Origin of the sequence: Priestia sp. 40, from assembly GCF_049368575.1 — a bacterium.
In the GTDB taxonomy this organism is placed as follows: Bacteria; Bacillota; Bacilli; order Bacillales; family Bacillaceae_H; genus Priestia; species Priestia zanthoxyli.
The window spans coordinates 642,254-668,818 of record NZ_JBMPZA010000005.1 but is presented as its reverse complement, the minus strand read 5'-3'; the positions used below and the strand labels follow the sequence as shown (position 1 = coordinate 668,818).

At 38.3% G+C, this 26,565-nt stretch carries 28 protein-coding genes and 1 riboswitch; of the genes, 22 read left to right on the top strand and 6 right to left on the bottom strand.

Features of this window, described 5'->3' with window-relative positions:
- Positions 1 to 222 precede the first annotated feature (222 nt).
- Complete coding sequence (pfkA, locus tag ACO1DI_RS04555) at positions 223 to 1,182, top strand: 6-phosphofructokinase (RefSeq protein WP_013058678.1); 960 nt, start codon at positions 223 to 225, stop codon at positions 1,180 to 1,182.
- Between the two features lie 26 nt (positions 1,183 to 1,208).
- On the opposite strand, the gene ACO1DI_RS04550 is transcribed toward pfkA, so the two are convergent.
- Positions 1,209 to 1,352: a hypothetical protein gene (locus ACO1DI_RS04550; RefSeq protein WP_013058677.1), complete on the bottom strand. Its 144-nt coding sequence runs from the start codon at positions 1,350 to 1,352 to the stop codon at positions 1,209 to 1,211.
- A gap of 158 nt (positions 1,353 to 1,510) precedes the next feature.
- On the opposite strand from ACO1DI_RS04550, the gene ACO1DI_RS04545 reads away from it, so the two are divergent.
- From ACO1DI_RS04545 to safA, 5 genes are all read left to right on the top strand, one after another.
- Positions 1,511 to 1,909 carry a universal stress protein gene (locus ACO1DI_RS04545; RefSeq protein ID WP_013058676.1) on the top strand — a complete coding sequence of 133 codons (399 nt, stop codon included), beginning with the start codon at positions 1,511 to 1,513 and terminating at the stop codon, positions 1,907 to 1,909.
- A 12-nt stretch (positions 1,910 to 1,921) separates the two neighbouring features.
- Positions 1,922 to 2,641, top strand: coding sequence for an NAD-dependent protein deacylase (locus ACO1DI_RS04540; RefSeq protein WP_423145128.1), 720 nt, complete (start codon positions 1,922 to 1,924; stop codon positions 2,639 to 2,641).
- Positions 2,642 to 2,755: 114 nt separating this feature from the next.
- Complete coding sequence (locus ACO1DI_RS04535) at positions 2,756 to 2,986, top strand: hypothetical protein (protein ID WP_140451039.1); 231 nt, start codon at positions 2,756 to 2,758, stop codon at positions 2,984 to 2,986.
- 612 nt (positions 2,987 to 3,598) lie between these two features.
- A complete protein-coding gene (locus ACO1DI_RS04530) occupies positions 3,599 to 4,963 on the top strand; it encodes a hemolysin family protein (RefSeq protein WP_014458591.1) in 1,365 nt (454 codons plus the stop codon).
- Positions 4,964 to 5,102: 139 nt separating this feature from the next.
- Entirely contained in the window at positions 5,103 to 5,726 is a 624-nt protein-coding gene (gene safA / locus ACO1DI_RS04525) for a SafA/ExsA family spore coat assembly protein (protein WP_080564747.1), read from the top strand.
- A 40-nt stretch (positions 5,727 to 5,766) separates the two neighbouring features.
- Here safA and ACO1DI_RS04520 read toward each other — a convergent pair whose 3' ends face one another.
- The gene (locus ACO1DI_RS04520) at positions 5,767 to 6,873 is read right to left on the bottom strand and encodes a mechanosensitive ion channel family protein (protein ID WP_014458592.1); all 1,107 of its coding nucleotides are present in this window, start codon (positions 6,871 to 6,873) and stop codon (positions 5,767 to 5,769) included.
- A gap of 292 nt (positions 6,874 to 7,165) precedes the next feature.
- Here ACO1DI_RS04520 and ACO1DI_RS04515 point away from each other — a divergent pair, with 292 nt between their 5' ends.
- Together ACO1DI_RS04515 and ACO1DI_RS04510 are read left to right on the top strand one after the other, a co-directional pair.
- A complete protein-coding gene (locus ACO1DI_RS04515) occupies positions 7,166 to 8,131 on the top strand; it encodes a bile acid:sodium symporter family protein (protein ID WP_423145127.1) in 966 nt (321 codons plus the stop codon).
- 157 nt (positions 8,132 to 8,288) lie between these two features.
- A complete protein-coding gene (locus ACO1DI_RS04510; RefSeq protein ID WP_182421317.1) occupies positions 8,289 to 8,741 on the top strand; it encodes a CBO0543 family protein in 453 nt (150 codons plus the stop codon).
- A gap of 62 nt (positions 8,742 to 8,803) precedes the next feature.
- Here ACO1DI_RS04510 and ACO1DI_RS04505 read toward each other — a convergent pair whose 3' ends face one another.
- Together ACO1DI_RS04505 and ACO1DI_RS04500 are read right to left on the bottom strand one after the other, a co-directional pair.
- The gene (locus ACO1DI_RS04505; protein ID WP_195696076.1) at positions 8,804 to 10,237 is read right to left on the bottom strand and encodes an alanine/glycine:cation symporter family protein; all 1,434 of its coding nucleotides are present in this window, start codon (positions 10,235 to 10,237) and stop codon (positions 8,804 to 8,806) included.
- A 277-nt stretch (positions 10,238 to 10,514) separates the two neighbouring features.
- On the bottom strand, positions 10,515 to 11,135 hold the full coding sequence (locus ACO1DI_RS04500; RefSeq protein ID WP_013058667.1) for a LysE family translocator: 621 nt from the start codon (positions 11,133 to 11,135) through the stop codon (positions 10,515 to 10,517).
- A 221-nt stretch (positions 11,136 to 11,356) separates the two neighbouring features.
- On the opposite strand from ACO1DI_RS04500, the gene ACO1DI_RS04495 reads away from it, so the two are divergent.
- The 4 genes from ACO1DI_RS04495 (at position 11,357) to ACO1DI_RS04480 (ending at position 14,779) form a co-directional block, all read left to right on the top strand.
- A complete protein-coding gene (locus ACO1DI_RS04495; RefSeq protein WP_115654774.1) occupies positions 11,357 to 11,839 on the top strand; it encodes a GNAT family N-acetyltransferase in 483 nt (160 codons plus the stop codon).
- Entirely contained in the window at positions 11,836 to 12,762 is a 927-nt protein-coding gene (locus ACO1DI_RS04490) for a DMT family transporter (RefSeq protein ID WP_423145126.1), read from the top strand. Before ACO1DI_RS04495 ends, ACO1DI_RS04490 begins: the two co-directional genes overlap by 4 nt.
- On the top strand, positions 12,763 to 13,725 hold the full coding sequence (locus ACO1DI_RS04485) for an MBL fold metallo-hydrolase (RefSeq protein ID WP_423145125.1): 963 nt from the start codon (positions 12,763 to 12,765) through the stop codon (positions 13,723 to 13,725). It abuts the gene before it with no gap.
- A 202-nt stretch (positions 13,726 to 13,927) separates the two neighbouring features.
- A complete protein-coding gene (locus ACO1DI_RS04480; protein WP_014458599.1) occupies positions 13,928 to 14,779 on the top strand; it encodes a VOC family protein in 852 nt (283 codons plus the stop codon).
- Positions 14,780 to 15,253: 474 nt separating this feature from the next.
- Here the strand turns inward: ACO1DI_RS04480 and ACO1DI_RS04475 are convergent, their stop codons facing one another.
- Positions 15,254 to 16,639: a protoporphyrinogen oxidase gene (locus tag ACO1DI_RS04475; RefSeq protein WP_014458600.1), complete on the bottom strand. Its 1,386-nt coding sequence runs from the start codon at positions 16,637 to 16,639 to the stop codon at positions 15,254 to 15,256.
- A gap of 221 nt (positions 16,640 to 16,860) precedes the next feature.
- Between ACO1DI_RS04475 and ACO1DI_RS04470 the strand changes: the two genes are divergently transcribed.
- The 6 genes from ACO1DI_RS04470 to ACO1DI_RS04445 all read left to right on the top strand — a co-directional run bounded on the left by ACO1DI_RS04470 (position 16,861) and on the right by ACO1DI_RS04445 (position 22,567).
- Complete coding sequence (locus ACO1DI_RS04470; protein WP_014458601.1) at positions 16,861 to 18,186, top strand: metallophosphoesterase; 1,326 nt, start codon at positions 16,861 to 16,863, stop codon at positions 18,184 to 18,186.
- A gap of 158 nt (positions 18,187 to 18,344) precedes the next feature.
- On the top strand, positions 18,345 to 18,767 hold the full coding sequence (locus tag ACO1DI_RS04465) for a GtrA family protein (protein WP_423145124.1): 423 nt from the start codon (positions 18,345 to 18,347) through the stop codon (positions 18,765 to 18,767).
- A 37-nt stretch (positions 18,768 to 18,804) separates the two neighbouring features.
- A complete protein-coding gene (locus tag ACO1DI_RS04460; RefSeq protein WP_423145123.1) occupies positions 18,805 to 20,490 on the top strand; it encodes a DUF6044 family protein in 1,686 nt (561 codons plus the stop codon).
- A gap of 12 nt (positions 20,491 to 20,502) precedes the next feature.
- Positions 20,503 to 21,492, top strand: a complete 990-nt coding sequence (locus ACO1DI_RS04455; protein ID WP_115654769.1) for a glycosyltransferase family 2 protein — start codon at positions 20,503 to 20,505, stop codon at positions 21,490 to 21,492.
- Positions 21,493 to 21,599: 107 nt separating this feature from the next.
- Positions 21,600 to 22,040: a hypothetical protein gene (locus tag ACO1DI_RS04450; RefSeq protein WP_014458605.1), complete on the top strand. Its 441-nt coding sequence runs from the start codon at positions 21,600 to 21,602 to the stop codon at positions 22,038 to 22,040.
- 80 nt (positions 22,041 to 22,120) lie between these two features.
- A complete protein-coding gene (locus ACO1DI_RS04445; RefSeq protein WP_042991951.1) occupies positions 22,121 to 22,567 on the top strand; it encodes a GNAT family N-acetyltransferase in 447 nt (148 codons plus the stop codon).
- Between the two features lie 12 nt (positions 22,568 to 22,579).
- On the opposite strand, the gene ACO1DI_RS04440 is transcribed toward ACO1DI_RS04445, so the two are convergent.
- A complete protein-coding gene (locus ACO1DI_RS04440; protein WP_115654767.1) occupies positions 22,580 to 22,876 on the bottom strand; it encodes a hypothetical protein in 297 nt (98 codons plus the stop codon).
- Between the two features lie 121 nt (positions 22,877 to 22,997).
- Positions 22,998 to 23,099: riboswitch (SAM riboswitch) on the top strand.
- Positions 23,100 to 23,168: 69 nt separating this feature from the next.
- On the opposite strand from ACO1DI_RS04440, the gene ACO1DI_RS04435 reads away from it, so the two are divergent.
- The 4 genes from ACO1DI_RS04435 to ACO1DI_RS04420 all read left to right on the top strand — a co-directional run bounded on the left by ACO1DI_RS04435 (position 23,169) and on the right by ACO1DI_RS04420 (position 26,551).
- The gene (locus tag ACO1DI_RS04435) at positions 23,169 to 23,507 is read left to right on the top strand and encodes a hypothetical protein (protein WP_014458608.1); all 339 of its coding nucleotides are present in this window, start codon (positions 23,169 to 23,171) and stop codon (positions 23,505 to 23,507) included.
- A 100-nt stretch (positions 23,508 to 23,607) separates the two neighbouring features.
- Complete coding sequence (locus tag ACO1DI_RS04430; RefSeq protein WP_016765258.1) at positions 23,608 to 23,766, top strand: DUF1540 domain-containing protein; 159 nt, start codon at positions 23,608 to 23,610, stop codon at positions 23,764 to 23,766.
- A 315-nt stretch (positions 23,767 to 24,081) separates the two neighbouring features.
- Positions 24,082 to 25,485 (top strand): alanine permease AlaP, encoded by a 1,404-nt coding sequence (alaP, locus tag ACO1DI_RS04425; RefSeq protein WP_208732944.1) that lies wholly within the window; start codon positions 24,082 to 24,084, stop codon positions 25,483 to 25,485.
- Between the two features lie 226 nt (positions 25,486 to 25,711).
- Positions 25,712 to 26,551, top strand: coding sequence for a GNAT family N-acetyltransferase (locus ACO1DI_RS04420; RefSeq protein ID WP_371906173.1), 840 nt, complete (start codon positions 25,712 to 25,714; stop codon positions 26,549 to 26,551).
- The last annotated feature ends 14 nt before the right edge of the window (positions 26,552 to 26,565 follow it).

The window sequence follows — 26,565 nt, the reverse complement described above, 5'->3', positions numbered from 1 at the left end:
GTCGTATAAAAGCTGTGTTTAAAAGGGTTCTTTAGGCGTGTAATTTTACTAGAAAAACTTTGAATATTTGACGGTAAATAACTAAAAGATATGAAAAAGTATGTACATTTAAAATTTAACAAAGAAATATGTTGTGAATTACTACACAAAAAGTTCGAACTCGGGTAAAATGTAGAACTATAATATAGTAGTCATGTATGTGACTTTGATGAGGTGAAAGTAATGAAAAGAATAGGTGTATTAACAAGCGGCGGAGATTCTCCAGGTATGAATCCTGCGGTTCGTGCTGTTGTGCGTAAAGCAATTCATGAAGGTATGGAAGTTTACGGTATCTATCAAGGATATCAAGGGTTAATAGAAGGAAATATTAAAAAGCTGGAAGTTGGAGATGTTGGTGACATCATTCAACGCGGTGGAACTATGCTTTATTCTGCAAGATGTCCAGAATTCAAAACAGAAGAAGGGCGTTTAAAAGGTATTGAAAACCTTAAGAAGCACGGTATTGAAGGCTTAGTAGTTATTGGTGGAGACGGATCGTATATGGGAGCTGTAAAACTAACAGAGCTTGGTTTCCCTTGTATCGGTATCCCAGGAACAATTGATAACGACATTCCAGGAACAGATTTTACATTAGGATTTGATACGGCTCTTCATACGGTTATCGATGCAATTGATAAAATCCGTGATACGGCGACTTCTCATGAACGTACGTTTATTATTGAAGTTATGGGTCGTAATGCAGGAGACATTGCTCTTTGGTCAGGTCTTGCTGGCGGTGCGGAAACAATCCTTATCCCAGAAGCAAAAGATGAGTTCCAAGAAATGGTTGATCGTTTGAGAAAAGGACAAGAGCGCGGTAAAAAGCACAGCATTATCGTAGTAGCTGAAGGTGTAGCTAATGGTAATGAAGTAGCGAAGCAGCTTCATGAAGCTGCAGGTATTGAAACGCGTGTAACAGTATTAGGACACATTCAGCGCGGTGGTTCCCCAACTGCTCAAGATCGCGTGCTAGGAAGCCGTTTCGGCGGTCGCGCAGTCGAACTTCTACTAGAAGGTAAAGGCGGCCGTGCAATCGGTATCCGTAAAAATGAAATTGTAGATTATGATATTATGGAAATTTTAGGTGAACCTCACCATATCAATGCTGATATGTACCGTTTATCTAAAGAACTCTCAATCTAATCCCAGTGTTTCTGAGGCGAAACTTCTTATATAGAAGGAGTTTCGTCTTTTTTTGATTGCATGCCTGTCCCTTCGCAGTGTTTGCATGTTTTCATGTAACCGATACCAGGGATAACGGCTAGCTTTCCGAGCCCTTTGCAAAAAGTACAAATTAATTCAAAACCAAACATTGGTTCATCCCCTCTGTACACGTTTTCTTTCAGTTTATCATAAAAGTAGACAAATAATTTTAAAAATTATAGAAATAATCAAAAAAATGATTACTTTTGAACAGCGAGTGATATAGTAAAGAGAGAAGACCATTTTATAAAAGAGGAGAGGAAGCGTGATGTTTAAACGAATTTTACTTGCCTCAGATGGCTCAGAGCATGCAGCTAAAGCAACAGAAAAAGCCGTTCAGCTGGCTCAGCTGACGGAAAACAGTTTTATTCAAGTTATTTATGCAGTAGAGGGTGATTCAAGGTTAAAATCACTTAGCCGCGACGAGGAACGGGAAAGTCGGATACATACAACGGATGAAATTTTAAAGCAAGGAAATGTGGAGTATGAGATTACCTTTATGCACGGAGACGCGGCTAAAACAGTGATTCAATTTGCTAATCAAAATTCATTTGACCTTGTGGTAATAGGAAGCAGAGGGTTAAACCCTGTAAAAGGTATGCTGCTTGGAAGCGTTAGTTCTAAGATTGCACAGCAAGTAACGATTCCTGTGCTAATTGTTAAATAGGAGAGAAATGCAATGTCAAAACAGTATAAAGAATTAAAACAGCTCATTGATGATGCTAAACACATTTGTTTTTTTACAGGAGCTGGAATGAGCACAGAGTTGGGCATACCTGACTTTCGCTCTCAAAACGGCTTATATCGCCAAAACAAAAGCTTTGTGGACATAGTAGCTGCTGACTTCTATGAACAGTATCCTCATGAGTTTTGGCCGCTGTTTAAAGAAATTTTTCATATTAAAATGCTGCATCAGTACAAAGCAAATACGGGCCATCGCTTTATTGCTGAACTAGAAGAAGCCAAAACCGTGCATGTGATTACGCAAAATATTGATGGCTTGCACCAAGATGCAGGAAGCACGAACGTTTTTGAAATTCATGGGTCCATTAAGAGAGCTCATTGTCCGAGCTGTAAAAAAGAGTATGACTTAGCGTATTTAAATCAGTCAGCCCTCCCACAATGTACAGCGTGTGAGCGCCTTTTAAAGCCAAATGTTGTTCTCTTTGGAGATGCCATTCATCAGTTCGATGAAGCAGTTACAGCAGCGCTGTCATCTGATTTATTCATCGTGCTTGGTTCATCGCTTGAAGTAGCACCGATTAATCAGATTCCGCTGCTTGTGAGCCGGTACAATCGTACAAATATGGTGATGATTAATAAAGAACCTACGCATTACGATTATTTGTTTGATTTGGTTATCTACGATTCCATTGGACAAGTGGTCGCAAATTTATAAGCGTCTATGTATGAACATAGCGCTTTTTTAGCATTTAGTGATAAAGTGTAGGGATGTATCATATGGTGTAGTACATCATCCATTCGCTAATGGATAGAAGGGATGTTTTTGCATATGAGTGTAGGCTTGAGAGTTTGTCTCTTCATTGTTGGTATTGCACTCAAAGTGACAGCTGTTTTGACTTTGATTTTTGAAATGAATCTTGTCCCTATTCACGGAAGGAGTCTTACTTATTATGCTGAAGCGATAGGTATGAAACTCCCCATTATCTGTTTTATCCTTGGTTTTTTTTGTGTAGCAGCAAGCTTTTATTTACCTGCTAAAAATCGCCGCACCAGTAAATAGCAAGGGCAGGAGACTAACTAAAACGTTTGACTGCAAAGTTTTTAACATTTAAAATAAAGTCAATAAGTTTAAAAAGAAATAGGATAATTATTCCTTAATCTTTTTAGATATACGGAAATAGAGGTGATTGGATGGGGCAGTGTACCACGTTGGCGAAGTAGCATTATATGCACCAGTGTCAAAGCGTACAATACAGTATTATACAAACCTACATTTGCTTCACGCATATCGCTCTTTATCACATAATCGCTCTTTTAAGACGTTAACAGACTTTAACTTTATAAAGATTGGAAACTACTAAATTTTTTATAAATGAATAGAAGAGAGAATCAGCGCTGAAGCAACATCATGAAATGAAGCGATGTGAGCCATTGCTTCACATCTAGAACAGCTGAATAAAGAATGACCTGCTACATTAACGAGTGAAACGTGAGATAAGGAAGAAAGACTGGCAGTTTTGCTCCATATAAAAATGTTTATACATTTATCATGTGATTCCTCCTTATATGCACTTTTCCATGTGATCAGTACAGGGATAGAGTTCTTTATCCAAATTTTTTATTTTTTAGGAGGTGAGTCCTTACTCGTTTTTAAACGAGCTAAGGAACTTGATTGGACATATTTAACTTGATTTTACTAGCGGTACTGATTGCATTAACTGCTTTTTTCGTTGCTACCGAGTTTGCGATTATTCGCGTGAGGAGTTCCAAAGTGGATCAGCTTATAGCAGAAGGGAGCAGCAATGCAAAAGCTGCGAAGCAAGTTATTTCAAATTTAGATGAATACTTATCTGCGTGTCAGCTTGGTATTACGATTACTGCGCTGGGAATTGGTTGGTTAGGAGAGCCTACACTTTCGCATCTCCTGTCACCATTACTTGATCAACTAGGGATAAGCGGAGCTTTAACAAAAGTATTATCTGTTGCGATTTCTTTTGCGATTGTTACATTTATAAACGTTGTGGTCGGAGAGCTTGCTCCGAAAACATTTGCAATTCAAAAAGCAGAGAAAGTCACTTTATTATTTGTTCGTCCGCTTATACTCTTTTATAAAGTAACCTATCCTTTCATTTGGCTATTAAACAGTTCTTCTCGTTTAATAACAGGGTTATTTGGTCTAAAGCCTGCTTCAGAAAATGAGCTTGCACACAGTGAAGAAGAGCTTCGCATCTTGTTATCAGAAAGCTATAAAAGCGGTGAAATCAATCAATCGGAGTTTAAATATGTAAGTAAAATTTTTGACTTTGATGATCGCGTTGCCAAAGAGATTATGGTGCCGCGTACGGAAGTCGTTTCGATTGATCAAGAAGATACGGTCGAATATATCCTTGAGATGGTCCAAGAAGAACGGTTTACCCGCTATCCCGTCATCGATGGAGATAAAGACCATATTATTGGAATGGTCAATATGAAAGAGATTTTAACCGAGATTGTCATGAACAACAGCAAGGAAAAAATAGACTTAAAACAGTATATCCGTCCTGTTATTGAAGTAATTGAATCGATTCCTATTCATGATTTGTTGCTTAAGATGCAGCGTGAACGTATCCATATGGCTATTTTAATTGATGAATACGGTGGAACAGCAGGGATTGTAACAGTAGAGGATATTTTAGAGGAAATTGTCGGTGAAATTCGTGATGAATTTGATGCGGATGAACTTCCATTAATTCAGAAAGTCAAACCCGATCATTATATTGTAGATGGAAAATTATTAGTAAGTGAGCTTAACGAGCTGCTTGGCACAACAATTGATGATACGGATGTTGATACAATTGGAGGCTGGGTCTTAACGGAAAAATATGACGTCAAGCAAGGAGAAAGCCTTAGCTTTGATCAGTATGACTTTACCGTTACGAAAATGGAAGGCCATCACATTCAATATATTGATGTGATTAAAAAACGTCAGGTGCATCAAAGTACGGATGAAGCGGTTAACGTGTCGGACATGAACCAGTCACAGGCTTTATCTTCATAATAAGAAGGCGCATTGCGAAAGAGCAGTGCGTCTTTTTGTTATAGAAAAAGTGTGCGGGGAAGATAATAAAGTAATATGATGGAACTAAAGGATAATATTACTGCTATGAATCTTAAAATCAATTTGCTTTAATAAAAATATGAAAACTCTATCAAAACTTTTATTAGTAACATTGTTGTCTGTCACTCTAGCTTTTGGTCTTAATAACACTGCGCAAGCAGCAACCGTACATACCGTTCAACCCGGAGATACGATGTGGAAAATAGCAGTAAAATATCAGGTTGGTGTTTCCGAGCTGATTGAAGCGAACTCCGCTATTAAAAACCCTAATTCGATCTATCCGGGACAAAAAATTACCATACCAACAGATAAAGCGGGAAGTTCATACGAAGAGCAAGTGGTTCAGCTAGTGAATCAAGAACGTGCTAAAGTAGGGCTTAAACCTTTAAAATCTAATTGGGAAGTAGCTCGCGTTGCTCGCTATAAATCGCAGGATATGATTGATAAAAACTATTTCAGTCATACATCGCCTACATATGGAAGTCCGTTCGACATGATGAAAAAATTTGGTATTACATACAGTACAGCAGGTGAAAATATCGCTGCTGGACAAGCGACTCCAAAAGAAGTGGTTAACGCATGGATGAATAGCGAAGGCCACCGTAAAAACATACTATCGAGTCAATTTACTGAAATTGGAGTAGGTTACGCTAAAGGCGGAAGCTATGGCCATTACTGGACTCAAATGTTCATTTCAAACTAAAAAAGAAAGGAAAAAAAGCTGACTACTAAGTCAGCTTTTTTTAGCTTCGAGCACTTTCTAGAAATTCTTTTGGATTGCCAGAAAGCTTTCCGTCCTGCTCAACAATGAGCGTACGCGTAGGGAACGCAAATTCTACGCCTTCTTCTTCAAGAATGTCCATAATTTCGAAGTTTATATTTTCTTTTACATCTAAGTAATCAGCAAAAACGGTTGTATTTGTAAAGAAATACAAATAGATATTTAAGCTGGATTCATAGAAACCGTCAAAGTTAACCAGAATCGTTTCATTATGAATTTCTTCGTGGTCAGTCAGCATCTTTTTAATTCTTGCCACAACGGTTTCTAATTTTTCTTTTGGTGTATTATAATTCAAGTTTAAATGAAAGGCAATTTGACGTTTTCCCATCTTTGCCCAGTTAATAATAGGTTCATTAGAAAGAGTAGCATTTGGAACCGTTACGACTGCTTGAGCGAACGTTCGAACTTTGGTGCTTCGAAACGTAATATCTTCTACAACGCCTTCAACACTCGGTGTTTTAATCCAATCTCCAATGGTAAAAGGCTTTTCGGTAATAATTACAATTCCGCCGAATAAATTACTAACGGTGTCTTTTGCGGCTAGGGCAAAAGCAAGACCACCTAAGCCAAGACCCGCTACAAAGCCGTTTACGTTAAAACCCCATTCTTCTGCGATGATGGAGATAGAAAGCATAACAACAACGATGCGGATGAACTTTTCAATAAAAGGAATAATGATTCGATCCACTTGGATATCAAAATTTTTGGCAAACGTTGCAAAAAATAAATTGGTAGAAGCAGCTAGATTATACAAGCCCCATCCTGCAAGGCCAACAGAAGCTGAACGAACTAAATGTCTTTCCGTGTCGGCTGTTAAAACATCAAAGGGAAGATAGGGAAGAGCAAGCTTGAAACCAATAATTACAAAAATCCAGCGCAGCGGCTTTTCAAAAGCTTCTAAAACGCTCGTAATCAAATTGATTTTTTTATTTTTGACAAAACCAATAATAAACTTAAACAAATAAGTCGTGAAAAGCTTGCGAAGAATTAAAAAGATCAAAAAGATCCCAATCGCAATCACGATTTTTTTCCAATCATCTAACGATGACAGAGACTTCAAAAAATCCATACAATCCTCCTAGTTACCAAAACTGTGCTACAGTCCATTTATATCCGTCAATTGAAAGCATTTCTATGTAGAGTGTTCTCTACCCTAAATTCATGCTTTTTAAAAGCTTCTTCCCTATTAAAATAGCACAAAAATACCTGTAAATCTATTTAAGTGATAATTATGAATATATCTCTTTTAGGTAAAAGAGACAGACAATAGTCTGAAAATAAGTTGTATAATAAATAGGTGATATTATAAACGTTAATTTATCTTATTATTTATTTAAAACGTTCGTTGGAGGGAGAAAGCTTTGTTAAGTCAATTAAATAGAATGCTAGAAAAATTGATGCCGTTTATTACGCCGGTCAGCTTGCTCATAGGAGTTCTTATCGGTTCGTCATTAAGTCAGTATACCTTCTTAATTCCATGGCTTTTTGCATTAATGACGTTTGCCGGAAGTTTGAATTCAAACTTTCACCAGTTAAATGCCACGATACACCGTCCATTTCCAATCATTATGGCCCTGTTTGTTTTACATATTTTTATGCCAGCATGGGCTTGGAGCGTTGGTCAAGTGATTTTTCCACATGATGTATTTACAAGCACGGGTCTTTTGCTAGCAGCAATTATTCCAACAGGAGTGACTAGTTTTATATGGGTCTCTATTTACAAAGGAAGCATTCCTCTTGCACTATCCATTATTTTAATTGATACTCTTTTAGCGCCGCTTATCGTTCCTTATACGCTTTTATTGGTGGTTGGAGACACCGTACATCTGGAAGCGCTAAAGTTAGTCAAAGATTTATGTTTTATGATTGTCCTTCCATCTCTGTTAGGTATGTGCTTAAATCAATATACAAAAGGAACAATTAAGCAGACATTAGGACCAAAGCTGGCACCTGTTTCGAAAATAGGGTTAAGTGTGATGGTTATGGTAAACGGGGGAGTGATTGCACCTTATTTAAAACATATTGATAAAAAACTGCTGTTTATCATCTTGATCGTCTTTTTAATGAGTTCAGCTGGTTATTTCTTCAGCTGGATGATTGGCAAATGGCTAAGATGGGACCGAGCAAAAGTTGTGACGCTTACTTTTTGCGGAGGCATGAGAAATATTAGCGCTGGAGCCGTATTAGCCGTATCTTATTTTCCAGCTCCCGTTGCTATACCCGTCGTATTAGGGATGTTATTTCAGCAGGTATTAGCTGCTTTATCAGGGCGTTTAGTTCAAAACTATTACCAGAAAAAAGACGCTGAATTAGCTTCATTAAAATAAATGGAAAAAGCAAGGGACGAACTACAGTAATCATAAATTAAGCACTCTGCTTTAACGATCAGAGATAAGGTACTTTTACACTTGCTCAGTTCAATATAATGAGATGATTAGAAAAAGGTACGGTGTGACATACTAGAAAGAAAAAGGTCGGATATTCTTGCTTATTAATATAGCGCTGGCGTTTGTTTTACCTTGGGTTTTCGGCACCCTCTATTTACATCCTAAAAATCGTCGTTTACTACCTTTAGTAGGAACTGCTTTTTGCATTTTAGCAATCGTTATCAATGAATTAGGGAGCTATTATGGCTTTTGGAAACTCCGGACTTCTTTAGAAAATGAAGCATTAGAAGCGCTGCCTTTTAATTTAGGTGTCTATCCTGTATTAGCCAGCTATATGATTTTTTTAATCCAGCGAATCGGAAAGCCTCATTTTTTTATTTTTCTTATTGCGCTGCTTACAACATTTTTAGAAGGAACGTATATGTATACGGACAGAGTGATATACGGAAACGGATGGAATCTCGGCTGGACATTTTTTTCCTACTGGATTCCGTACATCGTAATTTATTTATACTATAGGTATTTGGTTAGTCTTAGACTGCTTCATTAGAAGGAAGAAAAAGAAGTAAATATGCGCATTAAAAAAAGCCGTGAATATTCACGGCTTTTTTGTTAAATTGCTTTTTTTGAGCTAGATTTATCTTCTGAATGATCCCATGCATCAATATTATCAAGTCCAGAAATGCTGTCTTGATAGAAGACAGGGTCTTTTCCAGCTTTCTTTTGGGCAAGATAATCTTTGAGTGCAGAAAAGGCCACTTTCGAGAGCAAGAGAATGGCAATTAAGTTGACTACTACCATAAAGCCCATAAACAGGTCTGCTAAGTCCCATACAAGCTGAATTTGAGAAATAGAACCGAACACAATCATTGCAAGTACAGCAACACGATAAGTCATCAGCCAAGCTTTATTTGTGTTCAAGAACTCAATATTTGTTTCTCCGTAGTAGTAGTTACCAATTAACGTACTAAAAGCAAATAGGAAAATCATAATCGCAAGAGCGCCTGCTGCCCAAGAACCAATATGAGTGCTTAAAGCAGCCTGTGTTAACTCAATACCGCTTAAATTTTTATTTGTGTAAGCACCTGAAAGTAAAATGATAAAGGCAGTACTACTACAAATAATAAGCGTATCCGTTAATACACCAAAGGCTTGAATCAACCCTTGTTTTACCGGGTGGCTTGTTGTTGCAGCGGCTGCGGCGTTTGGCGCGCTACCCATACCCGCTTCATTTGAGAATAATCCGCGTTTAATTCCTTGCATAAGAGCTGCTCCAAGAGAACCTCCGGCAACTTGTTCAAAACCAAATGCATTCTTAACGATTTGAGCGATAAGAGAAGGCATTTCTTGAATGTTCATGATAATAATGAAGAATGCTACACCAATATAAGCAACAGCGAGTACCACAACAATGTATTCTGACATTTTTGCAATACGCTTAACTCCGCCAAAAATAATGGCAGCGAAAGCCACTGTCATAATAATTCCTAACACTAGACGATTCGTTCCGAACGCATTTTCAAACGCAAGGGTAATCGTGTTTGATTGTACAGCATTAAAAATTAAGCCGAATGATAAAGTAATTAAGATGGCAAAAAGTCCGCCCATCCAGCGCTTTTTTAACCCTTTTTCCATATAGTAAGCCGGTCCGCCTCGGAAGCCGCCGTCTTTGTCTTTTACTTTGTATATTTGTGCTAACGTACTCTCGATAAATGCTGAAGCTGAACCAATAACGGCAAGCACCCACATCCAAAATACAGCACCAGGTCCCCCTAAAGCGATCGCAATCGCAATACCTGTAATGTTCCCCGTACCAACGCGGGCTGCCATACTGATACAAAACGCTTGGAATGGCGAAATTCCGTCTTTAGAAGAGCTATCTGCACCTTCTTTTAATACACGAATCATTTCTTTTAACAGCCGAATTTGTAAAAACTTTGACCTGAATGTAAAAAACAAACCAAATGCAATCAGCATCGCAATCAGTAAGTAGGACCAAAGAAATTCGTTAATTGAACTAACAAAACCTTGAACTACTTCTTGCATAGTTTCACCTCTTCATGAATTATAGTAGAATAATAATAAAAAACGTGAATTTATAGAATTTTCCCTCTATTTAGATAGATTTCCCTATTTCCCCGCTGTTTTTCTTCATTATCCTTGTCGAATCCTGTTGCTAAATCTGAACCTTATATATATATAAAATAATAATTTTGGTCTTTTGTCAACTAACCTCACATGGAAAAATAGGGTGATATGACAAATGAAGCGGGTATGAAAAGGCGATAACAGCAGGGATGAAAGAAATTTCATTTTGTTTTACTTAATTGTTGCTAGAAAATAAAAGTTTTAGGCCAAGTACCCCAAAAACCGTTCCTTTTACATATTTTAATGTGTGCTGAAAGATACGGCTTTTTTTGACTTTTTTCCCAAGGCCAGAAGCAAATAGCGCAATAAGTGAAAAGATGATGAGCGTTTCGGCGATAAAGATGATACCAAACAAAATCATTTGCAAACTTACATGTCCAAGAGACGAATTAACAAACTGCGGTAAGAACGTAATGAAGAAAATAGCTACTTTTGGATTGGTTAAGTTGCTAACAAATCCTTTTCTAAAGTGATGGTGCTGCTGAACGTTTTCTGTTAATTCCAACGGACCGCTTTTTTCGCGAAACGATTGGTAGGCTAAAAACAGCAGGTACAGAACACCTACAACCTTTAGAATCGTAAAGGCAATAATTGATTTTTGAAAGATAATAGATAGCCCTACTGCGGCTAAAAGAGTATGTACGAATGTTCCCGTGATAGATCCCAATACGGTTTTGATGCCTGCTTTGACGCCTGAAGCAATACTTTGTGTCATTACAAAAATCATGTCTTGTCCTGGTATTAAAACGATGATAAGTGACACGGCTATGTAAGGTATAAGCCAAGAAAATGTCATGATGATTCCCTCCCAACAGAATTTTAACCATTTCGACCAAAAGTTCTCAAGAGTGTGTGCTAATGAATTAATAGACTAATGGAGTAAAGTTAAGAAGGTGTAAAAGCGTAAAAAGAGGTTATTCTCCTTAATAAAAATCAATAAAAGGTGTAGGAAAAAAATAGGTGGTGTTGTATAATAATTAGATATACTTAATTTTTATAGAAAGAGGGTAAAAATTTATGAAGTACTGCTTAGCACAGCCGGAGGACGCTGCTACAGTTCACGATCTTATGTTGCAAGCCTTCTCCGTCTATCGCGATTCTGTCCCACCGTCCAGTGCTCTTGATGAAACAACGGAATCTATTATGCAATCGTTAAAGCATGGAAAAGAAGCTGTCATTTTATCCGTCGAAAATAAGCCGGTAGCGATGGCGCGTTTTATGCTAGAAGAAGCGAGTTTATATTTTTACCGTCTATCTGTTATTCCCTCCTTTCAAGGAAAAGGAATGGCTAAGCAGCTTATTCAATGGTTAGAAGCGTACGCCAAAGAGTGTGGTAAGGAAAGTTTATCATGTAAGGTGAGAATGAGTGTTTCTCGTAATATAGCTTTGTATGAATCAATCGGCTTTTACATAGAGGAAAAAGAAATGGTGCATAGAGGGGGAGTGGATATTCCTGTAGTAAATATGAAAAAAGAGATTCTAAAAGGAGTAATGGCATGAATAAATCAACTCTTCCTTTACCGCCTCCTGTCTTTCTTTTAATCGGTGTATTAGCCGTATCCTTTTCTTCTATTTTAATTAAATGGTCGGACGCGCCTGCTTCTATTTTAGGCATGTATAGACTGCTGTTTACCGTCCTTTTATTTTTACCGTTTTTACCATGGAGGAAAATGAGCATCCTTTTAAAAAATAGCACGGTAAAGGAATGGATTATGCTGTCTGTATCAGGCTTGTTTTTAGGGCTTCATTTTCTGTTTTGGATGGAGTCTTTTTCACACACAACAGTTGCTAGCGCTATGATTTTGACTGCGCTTGAGCCAGTCTTCGTAGTGATAGGAGCTTATTTTTTATTTAAAGAAAAAACAAGCAAAGTAGGAATCATCAGTATTTTAATTGCTGTTAGCGGATCGGTGATTATCGCATCAGGCGATATCGGAGTATCCAAAACGGCTCTTTACGGAGACTTACTTTCTGTTTTAGGTACAGTGGCCGTTTCTGTTCATATGCTGGCGGGGCAAGATCTATGCAGGAAAATGCCTCCAATCATCTATAGCTTCGCCGTTTTTTTAATCGGTGGACTGGTTCTATTTGTCTACAATATTTGTGCAAACGTATCGCTGACTCAGTATGACACAAAGGACTGGTGGATTTTTTTGCTTTTAGCGCTTATTCCTAATATTTTTGGTCATGCCTTATTTAACTGGCTGTTAAAGTACGTAGATGCTACAACGATTTCAATGGCTATTTTAGGAGAGCCAATTGGTGCCATCATTCTCGCTTATTTCTTGCTTGGAGAAATGACAACCGTTTCTCAGCTAGTGGGAGGAATGATTGTGATGATTAGTGTGATGATCTTCTTAAAGTACAAAGCAGCAGAGCCGGAAAAAGTCATGCCTCTTCAAGAAAAGTCCAATATCAGCTAATTGGATAGGCAAGCAGCACCGAGTATGATACAGTTTATTTATCATTATTTACCATTTGGTAAAGAGGCTTTTATTAAACTACATAAAGCAGGTGTAAATATGCTGAAAAAACTAACGGACCACGTTTATTACTTTCCTCATTCTGAAGAAACGGATCGGCCGGTGCTCGGGCTTATATGCGGGGAGAAGTATAGTTTCGTCGTAGATGCTGGGAATTCTCCCGCGCATGCATCATCATTTTTAGAAGAAGTGGAAAAAATGGGAGCCCCTCCAATCAAAGGAGTAGCTATTACACATTGGCACTGGGATCATACATTTGGCATTCATGCAATGAACAAGTATACAATCAGCCATCATTTAACGAAGAAAAAGCTGGCCTATTTAAAGACACTGCGCTGGGACGATGATGCCTTGGATAAACGTGTTCGGGAAGGTGAAGAAATTGAATTTTGCCGGGACATGATAAAGAAAGAAATGCCGAGTCGAGAGATGTTAATTTTACAGGAGCCGGACGTAACGTTTCATCATCATATGGAAGTTGACCTAGGTGGAATCACTTGTTGGATTCAGCATATTGGAGGGGTACACGCGCAGGACTCTTCCGTTGTCTATGTCCCCAAAGAAAAAGTACTGTTTTTAGGTGATTGTCTATGTCCAGATTTTTATAGCGGTGACTGGAGCTATGATAAAGAAGACCTTGAGCGGATTCAGAGAGAACTTAAAGAATATGATGCGCAGTATTATCTTTCATCTCATTTTGACCCTGAAACTTCTGAGGAACTTTGGCGAGATTTAAACCAATTGAGTGCGATTGGAGAAATTGCAGGAAATGAAGTCGATTTAGAAAAAGCATGTTTTCAGTTTGAATGTGAAACGTATAAGAAGCCAACAAATGAGCAAAAAGAGAGAATACAGTATTTTGTTAATGGAAATGTCAAACGCAAAAGCAGAGAACTGTTTTGATAGTTTATGCATAATGGTAAATAAGCCCGCCTGTTCATACTATATTATGAGCAGGCGGGCTTATTCAATTGGTTGTGCTGTGATATAAGCTTTAAGTTATGATAGTAAAATAAATAACTTGACGAAACTAAGTTATAAAAATATAATAAGTTACATAAAGTAAGTTAATTAAAAAATGATATATTCAAAAGGAGAAATAATCATGAACTTTCACCGTGCACCCCATGTATTTGTTGGGAAAGTAAATTTAAAAGTAGAAAATTTAGAGCGTTCACTTGCTTTTTATCAGCAAATAATCGGGTTTAAACTTTTAGGGAGAAAAGAGAACAAAGCCTTGCTAACAGCTGATGGACGCACGGCGCTTTTATCGATTGAACAGCCGGAAAATGTTACAGCAAAACAGCCTCGTACAACAGGCTTATATCATTTTGCTCTATTGTTGCCGACTCGTTCTGATTTAGGAAATGTTCTTCAGCATTTGTTAAATAGCGGTTATCCGCTTCAAGGGGCGTCTGATCATCTAGTGAGCGAAGCGCTGTACTTGGCAGATCCAGATGGAAACGGCATAGAGATTTATCGAGATCGTCCGTCAAGTACATGGGAATGGAATGACAGTGAAGTAGTAATGGCTACAAAGCCTTTAGATGCAGAAGCGATATTATCTGAAGGAAACGGTAAACCATGGACAGGATTACCTTCAGCTACCTTAATGGGACATATTCACCTTCACGTTTCTGAATTAGAGCAAACGGAAAACTTTTATCGAAATGGATTAGGTTTTGAGGTTGTTAGCAATTACCATAATCAAGCATTGTTTATTTCAACTGGGCGCTATCATCATCACATCGGACTAAACGTTTGGAATGGAATTGGAGCGCCTAGTCCTCTTGAAAGCAGCGTTGGTTTGGAGTCATTTACACTTGTTTTTCCAGCTGAAGAAGCAAGGGAGCATGCAATAAGTCAGCTTCGTGAAATTGGAGCAGCTGTGTCTAAAGAAAACCAAGATTTCATCACAAAAGATCCATCAGGCAATATAATTAGATTAGTCCTTTAACATAAAAGCTGCTGCAGTTGGCAGCTTTTATTTATCGCAATGTTCGTCAAAATAGGAAAGAAATGTACACTTTTTTCTCAAATAGCAAGATGATAATGGCGAAAATAGTGTTATTTTCAGGGAAATAAACGAAGAGTCTTATGCTTAAAAAAGTTTGTAAACAAGCGGGCGTGGGAATAAAATACATATCTAGCATCATTTCTTATCGTTATTGAATCTTTATATAAAGTCTTTTCATATAAAACCTTGAAGGAAGGGAGCGGAAACCTGTGAGATATAAAGTGAAACATTGGCTTAGATTAACTTCAGACGAGCGCTATCTTGTATTGTTTGCTACTGCTGCTTTGCAAAAAGAAAAGCGATAAAAGAGTTGTTAATAGTAAGGAAAGTAGCTTTATATGCTAACGAAAAGGTAATAAAAGGCCTGAAAATAATATATTTATTTTCAGGCCTTTTATTGTTTTCAATCCTTGTTTAAGTCAACTGTTGAGAGATAGCTTCGGCCGTTTGTTTGCCGTTTGTTATACACGCTGCAATGCCTACTCCATAGTAAGAACAGCCGGCTAATGTAATAGCGGGGTGCTTGTCATGCAATTTTTGAGTCAAGCTGCGTACGAGTTCACCGTGTTTAAGGTGGTAGGTAGGCATCAATTTATCCCAATTTGTTACGTCGCTTTCAATGGGCTGCTCTTTAATCCCTAAGCTGTTTTCAATGTCCTTTTGTGCCACTGCTAGCAGCTCTTCTTTTGACATCGCCCGCAGGCTGTCAAAGTGGTGACTCGTGCTTTTATAAAACAGGCGAACTAACAAATTCCCTCGCTTAGAAGTATGAGCCCATTTTTTGCTCGTCCACGTGCAGGCATTGGCGATTAAGTTGCTTGATTGAGAAGCAATAAACCCGGTGCCTTCAGCGGGAAGGTATTCGTCTGGAACGTCATAGCCGATGTACACGCTAATGAGAGAAGAATCTTTTAACTGCTCAAAGTCTTCGTTTAATTCGCGATCGTTCAACAGGTGCTGAGCAGTCGTGTGCGGTGTAGCTAACACCACGTAATCTGCTGAATAGGCTTGCCCCGGCGTACTGATTTGGTAGCGCTCACCGTTCCGTTTTATGCTGGTGGTTGGCGTATCTTTTAAAATCGTTACATCAGAAAGCTCTTCTTCTAAGCGGTGAATAATCGTTGATAAACCTTGTTTAAACGAAATGAATTTTTTATTTCCTGCCGTTTTAAATTTCTTTTCATTGGCGCCCATTCCTTTAATGATGCTCCCGTACGTGTTTTTGTAATCGAGCAAATACGGGAGAGTCGAAGAAATCGTGAGTTTGTCTAAATCGCCAGAGTAGACGCCGGATAAAATAGGTGCAATTTGTTTTTCTACTAGCTCTTCTCCTAAAAAATGTTTTAAAAAGAGTCCAATTGAGCTGTCTTTCGTAAACGTTGTATTTTTAGTGATTAAGTCTTTTAAAGCTGTAATTTTAGCTTTTGAAGAAATCAGCTCGCTTTTAAAAAGAGATTCCACGCTTGTTGGAATACCGAACATGGTATCTTCAGGAATTGGCAGCAGCTCATTAGCAGAGTAAATAAACGATTTGCCCGTTTCGTTATAGACTAAATCGTTTGTTAAGTACAGCTCTTCTAGCAGAGGCATAACGTTTTCTTTTCGAGCCACAATAGAATCTGCCCCTGTTTCCATAATAAATTCCCCAGCTTCACGCGTATTGATTTTCCCTCCTAAATGGGCATGTTTCTCTAGTAATAATAATTTGAGCGGGAGATTACGTTCTCGTTTTAGTTTCTGCAAATAGTACAGAGTGGTTAAGCCCGTAATTCCTCCTCCAATAACAGCGACCGTTTTCAAAATATTCACTCCTACATTTTCAACAATTAGTCTGTAATATACGAAAATCATACCACTATGACTAGGAAAAGTGTAATGAATTGATTGTGAACATAGTGTGTGCAAACACGAAAAGAAATATTGAAACTATACGATTAGATATTTTGAAATTACATAAAATAAAAGCTCATACACGTAGAGAAAATGACTGAGACGCAGCAGTGAAGAAAGGAGGAAGCATCATGCTCGGCGGTTTTATGGAAACGCTGAAAAAAGACTGGCTCGCTTTAGTATTAATAAGTGTTCTTATATGCGGGATTACCTTAAACGTACGAGCCGAAGAGAAGAGCGGACGAAGCGGATACATCGAACCAAAGCTAGTTTTTCCTGTGATCAGTGATGTTCATATTAAGGAAACAGGAACGCTTGATTTGCGTACTTTTCAACATGCATTAACGCAATTAAATGAACAGGCACCGAAACAAGATGCATTTGTAGTAGTAGGAGATTTGGCTGATACCGGCGCGTTGAAAGAATACGACCGCTTTTTTTCTATTTATAATCAAAATAAACAGCCGCAGGCCGTATCTCTTTTTACAATTGGCAACCATGAATACCGGGACAGCGTAACCAATCAGCAAGCGCAGCAGCGTTTTTTATCTAAAACCAAAATGAAGTCTCTTTACTTTCATCAAGTGATAAAAGGATATCATTTTATCATGCTTGGAACAGAAAGCCGTCTGACCGCTGGTGATTATTCAATCAAACAAATTAACTGGCTTGCTGAACAGTTGAAGATAGCAAAGCGAGACGATCCTAAAAAACCGATTTTTGTCTTTATTCATCAGCCTATTAACAATACACTGTACGGGAAAAACAGGTGGGGGATAGAAGTGAATGAACAGCTTCTTTACAATACGTTAAAACCTTATCCGCAAGTCATTACGTTTTCTGGTCATACCCACCATCCGTTGGACGACCCTCGTACTATTTTTCAAAGAGATTTTACCTCTCTTGCAACGTCTTCTGTTCGGTATATATGGCCTGGTGCTGGATATTTACAAGGTGAACTTCCTCCTGGCTACCGAGATGTGAGTCAAGGTCTTCTTGTAGAGGTTTATAATCAAAAAGTAGTCGTTAAAAGGCGAGATTTTCACGCAAATAAGTGGACGGGAGAAGCGTGGGAAATTGACATACCTGCAGATACAAAAAAATTTCACTACACGAATGAGCGAGATTTAGTAAAACCGATTTTTCTTCCAAGCTCTACTATTTCTGTTATACAAGAAAAAGCTTCAGCAAATCAGCTTTATATCCAGTTTACGCAAGCGGTGGATAATCTGATGGTTCATTCTTATCGCATTACCGTCAAAAATAAAGAAACTGGAAAAGTGGTCAAAACATATAATGCATTTTCTCAATATTACAGCGATCCTGTTCCGGATGTTTTAAGTCTTCCGTTATCAGGTTTGCAGCCTCATACTGCGTATCAAATAGAAGTAGCGGCAGTGGATGCGTTTGATAATCAAAGCGATCAAAAATTAATGATTGAAGGCTCTACTAAATAGCTAAAAGAATCCTGATTTTTATTGATTCTTTTAGCTTTTTTTCATCTGTTTTTAATGTTATTTTCATTAGATTTTTAAGTGGAGTTGCTACACTTAAACTGTATTTAAAGTCATAATATGTAATTTTTGTGAAAGTATCAAAATCAAAAGGAGTTTATATGAAAGGATCTTTTGTACGTTTTTTAGTAGTGGGACTGGTCAATACAGCAGTAGGTCTTTCCATTATGTATGTACTGCTTCATATGTTTCATCAATACTGGGCAGCAACGTTTATCGGAAACGCAGCGGGAGCAGTCGTCAGCTACGTGTTAAATCGAATATTTACGTTTAAAAGCGGAGTTCATTTATCCAAAAGCATACTGCGGTTTATTTTGGTTATTGGCATTTGCTACGGCTTGTCTTACTATATTGGACTGCAGTTCTCCAGCTGGTTATTGCATCAACTTCCTGCTGCTGTGCGTCCGTTCAAAAAAGACGTCGGTATATTAATTGGAACAGGTCTGTATACGCTTTTAAATTATACGGGTCAAAAATACTTTGTATTTAATGAAAAAAAAGAAGCGGTCGTCATGCACGATTAGCTTTTAGTAATTATGAAATGGAAATAGGTGTTAACAGATGAAGAAAGAAACAGCTATGAATAAAGAAAAAACATTGCTTATTATCGCGTTCCTTTTGCTGCTTGCGTATGTATCCCCTATGTTTTTGCTCGGGGAAAATTCACATATACGCGTGCATGATAATTTAGACTCAAATATTACATGGTATAAAGTTCTGCATCGAAGCGGAGAGCTGTTTGGCTCCAGTCATGCCGTATTACCTCAAATTATTAACGGATTGCCGAGGAATACGTTTGGAACAGAATTTAGCGGTATTCAGTGGCTGTATGGCTTATTTCCTACCATGCTTGCGTACAGCCTCAGCCAAACGATTACGCGCGTATTTGCTTTAATTGGAATGTATTTATTATTAAAAAAGCATTTTATTAAAAGCGAGGATGCTTATGCGATTCGAGTGCTTGTATCGCTTGCTTTTGCACTTACGCCATTTTGGCCTTCGGGCATGCTGAGTACACTAGGACAGCCGCTGGCACTGTGGGCGTTTTTAACCATTCGAAGCCGCGAAGGAACATGGAAGGAATGGTTTACACTTTTACTGCTTCCGTTTTACGCGAGCTTTGTGCTCGGATTTTTCTTCTTTTTAGCGGCGATGGGGCTGCTATGGCTAAGAGACGTAGTGAAAAAACGAGCGTGGAATATTCCTTTTTTAAGCAGTATTGCAGCGATGACCGCTGTCTTTCTGCTCATTGAATACCGACTTGTTGATTCGCTTTTATTTCCGGAGGCCCCGACGAGTCGAAATGAATTTTTAAGCTCCACTCTAAGCTTTGGGCATTCCGTTCGCCTTGCTTTAAAGAACTATACGCTCGGGCATACGCATGTAATGACGCTTCATACCTTTGTCATTTTACCGCTTTCTTTTGTCGTATTGTGGTTTGTTGCTCGAAATCGCAAGGAAAAGCTTGAAAAAACGTTTTTGCAGTTATTTATTCTTAATCTACTACTGTCGATTTGGTATGCGTTTTGGTTTTATAAAGGATGGGAGCCGCTAAAAGAAAAATTTCAGCTTTTAAATACGTTTAACTTTGCTAGATTTCATTTTTTACGCCCGCTCATTATTTATTTGATGTTTGCCGTTGGCGGCTATGTTTTGTGGAAAAGGGGCAAGGCGTGGAAAAAGTTTGTGTGGGTGTGTTTGATTTTACAGCTGCTTGTGTTATTTATAGCGAATCCTGAACTTTACTATCGCTACAATCACGAGCCGTCAGTCAAAGAATTTTATGCTGTTCATCAATTTGATGAAATCAGCAGGTATATCGGAAAACCTAAATCATCTTATCGCGTAGCGAGCATAGGGCTTCATCCATCTATTGCTCAGTATAACGGCTTTTATACGCTAGATACGTATAACAACTTCTATCCGTTAACATATAAACATGAGTTTCGCAAAATCATTGCCAAAGAGCTTGATAAAAATAAAAAGTTAGAAAGCTACTATGATCACTGGGGGAACCGCTGCTATGTGTTTGTTAGCGAGCTAGGGAAAAAATATGATTACCGAAAAGACTCAACGAAAAAAATCTGTCATTTGCAGCTTAATATCAGCCAATTTAAAAAAATGGGCGGTCGCTATATTTTTTCAGCTGTTCCAATCGAAAATGCTGAAAGTGACGGTTTGCACTTTTTAAAAGCATTTAACGATAAACAGTCCGCTTGGAAAGTGTATGTATATGAAGCAAAGTAAGGGGGCAATAACATGAACAGACCTATTTTAACGATTGTTGTTCCATGTTACAACGAAGAAGAAGTATTCACAGAGACATCTTTTCAATTAACTACTGTAGTAAAAGAATTGATAAATGAACGTCTCGTATCAAGTGAAAGTACCATTTTATTTGTAGACGATGGAAGCAAAGACAGCACGTGGTCGCTTATTGAAAAAGAAAGCTGCAGTAATTTATTTGTAAAAGGGTTAAAGCTAGCGCGAAATGTAGGACATCAAAATGCTTTGCTCGCAGGACTAGAAGCAGCCCATAAGCAATCTGACTGCGTCATTTCCATTGACGCAGATTTGCAAGATGATATCAACGTCATTCGTACTTTTGTAGAGAAGTATTGGCTTGGGTATGAAGTTGTATATGGTGTTCGAGACAGTAGAGAAACCGATACATTTTTTAAACGAACTACGGCAGTAGGATTTTACCGTTTTATGAATAAGCTAGGAATTCAGCTCGTTCAAAATCACGCCGACTTTCGTCTCATGAGCAAACGTGCTCTTGGTGAACTTATGAAATATAAAGAAGGAAACGTCTTTTTACGAGGCCTTGTACCATTAGTAGGATTTCGTTCCGCGGAAGTCACATATGACCGCAAAGAACGGACGGCGGGCGAATCAAAATATCCCCTAAAGAAAATGCTCGCTTTTGCATTCGACGGGATTACATCTTTTAGCGTAGCGCCAATACGCTTATTAACGCTGCTTGGAGGAGCTTCTTTTCTCTTTAGCATTGCGTTTGGTATTTATGCGCTGATTCAAAAATATTTAGATCATACGCAAATTGGCTGGACGTCTCTTATTTTATCGATTTGGCTTGTAGGCGGCTTGCAGCTAATGGGAATGGGTCTTGTCGGAGAATATATTGGCAAGATTTTTAACGAAGTGAAACAGCGTCCTAAATATGCGATTGAAAGAGATTTATATACAAAACACTCATTAGACAAACAAAAAGATTTGCTTATGCATTAACAAGAAGCTTCTCCTAAATGGAGAGGCTTTTTTTGTTAAAGCGTTTATCATAATTTTTAAGTGAATAGGAGATGCTACTACTAAAATTTCTAAGGAGATTAAAATCTATGAAAAGACTATTTTATACAGTCAGCACTTTTTGTTTTGTTTGGCTTGCTTTTGCAAACATTCATGTCAGCGCTCTTTCGATTGAGAAGCTTCCAATGAAGAAATCATCTGAACAATGGTCGGTTGAACTGACAAAAGCGAGCATGACGGGAGATAATCAGCTAAAGTGGAAAAATAACGTCTATCATACATATGGATTAACCGTTGCAAACATTGGAAAAGACGTAGAGCGCGTGCAGGTCCAAGCTTTTCGGCACGAAGGAAAAAATAAGGCGAAATACAGCTTGTTTTCTCCTATTGAAAGGTCTAACTTAAGCAAAAGCGGTCAGCGTTTTCGCTATGCGAATTTTGCTGTTCCTGGAAAAGCGGCAGGTTTAGACATTATGATTAACTGGACGGACGAACAAGGCAATCATCAAGAACATTTTGAATTTAAATAAAAGTCTTCGCTTAGGCGAAGACTTTTTTTGCAGGAATTTATCCTCGCATGTGGAAAACGAACACAAAAGGAGAGATCGTGATGATTGCAAAAGCTACTGAAGAAGAAATACAGGAAATTCGGACGAAATCTGCTGATGCGCTGTTTGAAGGAACAATGAAGCAGTTTCATCCGTCAGCTGAACGCGTAAATGAATTAGTTGGTAATGCCCTTGAAAAAGGCTGTTATTATTTAGTTTCGAGACAAGAAAATAAACTCGCAGGCTGGGTTCTTATCGGCCCATCCGCCGACTTCTTTTCAAAAGAAGAAATTGGCTTTATCTACGAATTATATGTTGTACCGGAATACCGCGGGCAAGGTCTAGCCAAGCCGTTAATGCAAAAAGCAATCAATGAATTGTCTATCAAAGCATATCCTGAAATCAGACTCAGCGTTCATGCTGGGAATTTTGCACAGCATGTGTATCGTGAACTTGGATTTGTAGATAAACAAATATCAATGAGCCTGCAGGTGGTAAAACGTCCGTAACGTTAGTGAATGTCAGCGAGTCCATAAAACATAAGATGTTATACATGCGATGAGGTTCGGTAATGAAAGTAAAAGTAAATAAGTAGCCCAAACAGCGCCTTTATCTAGTACTTCAACGGCTCCTCCACCTGTATTGTCTGAGGAGGGGGGATCTTCAAGCGCGTTCATAATCAGAGCCGCCGCTGCTAAAATAATCCCTCCAATGCTTCCGGTTGTTTTGACAATTGCAACGTGGAAAGTAGATGAAAAGGCAATGCTAAGAAGCAGCAGCAAGCTTCCCAAAAAGGCAGATAACATATATCGTTTCATGTGCTCACCATCCTTTATAAAATCATACCATATTTTACTTCTTTTTTCTTTTTATTGAAAAGCTATTGACGTAACCTATAAAACATATTAGAATAGTCAGAAATAATTTAAAAGCGAAATATTCTTATCTAGAGAGGTGGAGGGACTGGCCCTTTGAAGCCTCAGCAACCACAATTATTGAATGGTGCTAATTCCAGCATAGCCTAGCTCTGACAGATAAGAAGAGGAATCTTTTTCTATGATGAAACCCTCTTCTTAGGAAGAAACATTTCGTATAGAAAAGGTGATGACATTGAATAATAAACAAACGGCTTTATGCATTGACGATTATTTAGATCTATACTTATTAGCAAAAGAAATAAAAGACGAAACGTGGCAGCAGGAAATCTTAGCCGCGCTAAAAACGCAGCAAAGTCGTTCATTTGAAGAAAAACAATCCGCCCTCGTTCAAGAGATATGGGAAGATTTTAAACAGTTAAATGAAGATATTTCTTTTACGTATCGCTTGATTCAAGAAGAGCCAACTAACGAACAATTTCAGGCTAAATTAAGGAAATTAAGAGAACGGCGGATCACGCTGAGCCGTGAGTTATATTTAGCTAAAAAACAGTATGTTGAACACACGCAATAAAAAGATCCGCTTGATAAACAAGCGGTTTTTTTGCATGAAAATGTTAGAATCGTTATATTTCGGGTAGTGAATAGATAAGAAAAGCAAAGGAGGGATAACAGTGGCACAAGGTGTATTATGTGAAGTGAATGAGTGTATGTATTGGAAGTCCGGAAATAAATGCAGTGCAGAGTCCATTTACGTTGTGAGTCCTGAAAGTAGTCACCATGTTTCTGAAACGGAAGAACCTGGCTGTAAAACTTTTGAACCCGCGAGATAAATGCTAGTTTTTATAAAAAAGCATAAAATGAACGATGCGCTGACGGAGTTGAGTCGGCGTTTTTCTATTTCTTAAAAATACTATTACTTAGGTGCAATAATAAATACATAGTAAAAATGCAGTGTCTGCATCTAATTGTGCGTTTAAACAAAATGATAAGATAATTTTTTCGTTTTTCGACAAAAGAAAAGTGAGAGAAAGGTGATAGAATACAAATATATAGCCTAGCTGACTTTTAGCACAAACTTATATGAAAGCGCTAACAAAAGGCTGTATTCATCTCGTTTTGACAGATTGGAAAAAGGGGAGACGTTTATGCAGGGGAAAACTCAGGGGAAAGAATTGAAACGCGGGTTAGAAGAAAGACATGTGACGCTGATGTCCTTAGGAGCAGCCATAGGGGTAGGGCTGTTTCTTGGATCTGCATCTGCTATTAAATTAGCAGGACCAGGAATATTATTGGCGTACGGATTTAGCGGAATGATTATGTTTTTTATTATGAGAGCACTTGGAGAAATGGCGATTCAAAAACCTGTTGCAGGTTCATTCAGCAAGTACGCACGCGACTATTTAGGGCCGCTTGCTGGTTATTTAACAGGTTGGAACTACTGGTTTTTATGGGTTGTAACATGTATGGCTGAAATTACAGCCGTTGGTATTTATATGGGGTATTGGTATCCGGATGTACCAAACTGGATTTGGGCGTTATCGGCGCTTGTCATCATGACAACGGTTAACTTCTTAGCTGTTAAGGCATATGGTGAACTGGAATTTTGGTTTGCACTTATTAAAATTTTAGCGATTGTGTTAATGATTGCCGTTGGATTATTAATGATTGTGTTTGGAATCGGCAACGGCGGCGTTGCGACTGGTATCAAAAACTTGTGGGACAACGGCGGACTGTTCCCGAACGGATTCAAAGGTATTTTGCTGTCGCTGCAAATGGTTATGTTTGCGTATTTAGGAATTGAAATGATCGGCGTTACCGCAGGAGAAGTGAAAAATCCGGAAAAATCTTTAGCAAGAGCGATCGATTCTGTCTTTTGGCGTATTCTTATTTTCTACGTCGGTGCATTATTTGTCATTATGTCAATTTATCCTTGGCAAGAAATTGGTTCGCAGGGAAGTCCATTTGTATTAACGTTTGAAAAAATCGGCATTCCAGCGGCGGCCGGCATTATTAACTTTGTCGTGTTAACAGCAGCTCTTTCTTCTTGTAACAGCGGTATTTTTAGTACAGGCCGTATGCTGTTTAACTTAGCAGAGCACGGAGAAGCGCCAAAAGGATACAGCCAGCTTACAAAAGGCGGCGTACCGGGAAAAGCAGTTTTAGCATCAGCGGGTGCGCTATTAGTAGGAGTAGCGTTAAACTACATTGTGCCTGCCAAAGTATTTACGTGGGTAACAAGCATTGCAACATTCGGTGCGATTTGGACATGGGGAATTATCTTACTTTCTCAAATCAAGTATCGCAAAACGCTAAAAACAGGTGAAGAGGCAAAGCTGAAATATAAAATGCCTTTATTTCCGTTAACGTCTTATGTGTCACTTGCATTCTTAGCGCTGGTTGTTGTTCTTATGGCGTACAATCCAGATACAAGAATTGCAGTTGTCATCGGACCATTATGGTTTATCGGTCTTATTATCGCGTACTACGCAAAAGGATTCCACAAACGAAGTCAGAGTTCAGCTGGGACTGAGCAAAAGCTAGTGAAATAAACGAAGAGACCTCTTTCTTGGAAAGAGGTCTCTTTTCATTAGTTTATGTGCGAATGCTTAGTTTCGAGTTATGGATATATAAATGTAGAAAGTATTCTATTTATTCTGTACTATTTAGCTATGAAAGAGAACTCATGAGTTATTGAATGACAGCCAAAATAACGGCTAGTATTACGCTTCTTAAAGCCAAATAGGACGTCGAAAAGTCGGGAGAGAATATGGAGAAATGATTGAAACATTTAGTGAAAAAGATATAAAAGGTTTGCTGCTGCTATCGCAGCTAGAAAAATGGGATTATAGTGAAGCGGATTTACATACAATTTTTTCATCTGGAAACGTATTTGGGCATAGAAATGAGAAAGGTGACATTGTATCAAGCGTAGCAGTAGTTTTATATGAAAATCAGTCAGCTTTTATAGGAATGGTAATTGTGAGAAAAGATTACCGAAAACAAGGGTTAGCCGGGCAGCTCATGAAGCACTGTTTGCAAATTCTTTCCCCTGAGGTGAATGCCTACTTAATTGCAACAAAAGAAGGTGAGCACTTATATAAAAAAGCAGGGTTTAAAACCGTGGACTATGTAAGTAAATATATAAGCAATGAATACATACCAAGAGCATTTAAAGCTTCAGGGTTTTATACACGATCCTTAACGAGAAGGGACTTCAAAGAGGTTGTAAAGCTTGATGAAGCAGCATTTGGAGATAATAGAAAGCTATTTTTAAAAAGTAGAATTCAGCAAGCTGAAAAAGCAGTTGTCTTACAAAACGAACAAAATAAAATGACGGGTTATGGTTTAGCGGTTCGTACCCCGAGCAATATCGTGATTGGTCCCGTAGTTGCTCCACACGCTGAAGCAGCAATGCTAGTCATTGATGAACTAGCGAAGAATTACAAAGAAAAGCTGAGAATTGACCTGTCTTCTCATGAGGAAACGTTAAAGAAACTTGTGGAAAAACACGGATTTCAGCTTCAAAATAAGCCTCCTGTTATGGCGTATGGCGTCAATCCCCTATCTGCTAGACAGGGCAATCTTTTTGCTATAGCAGCTCAGGCGTTTGGATAAAAAGAAAGGAGAAG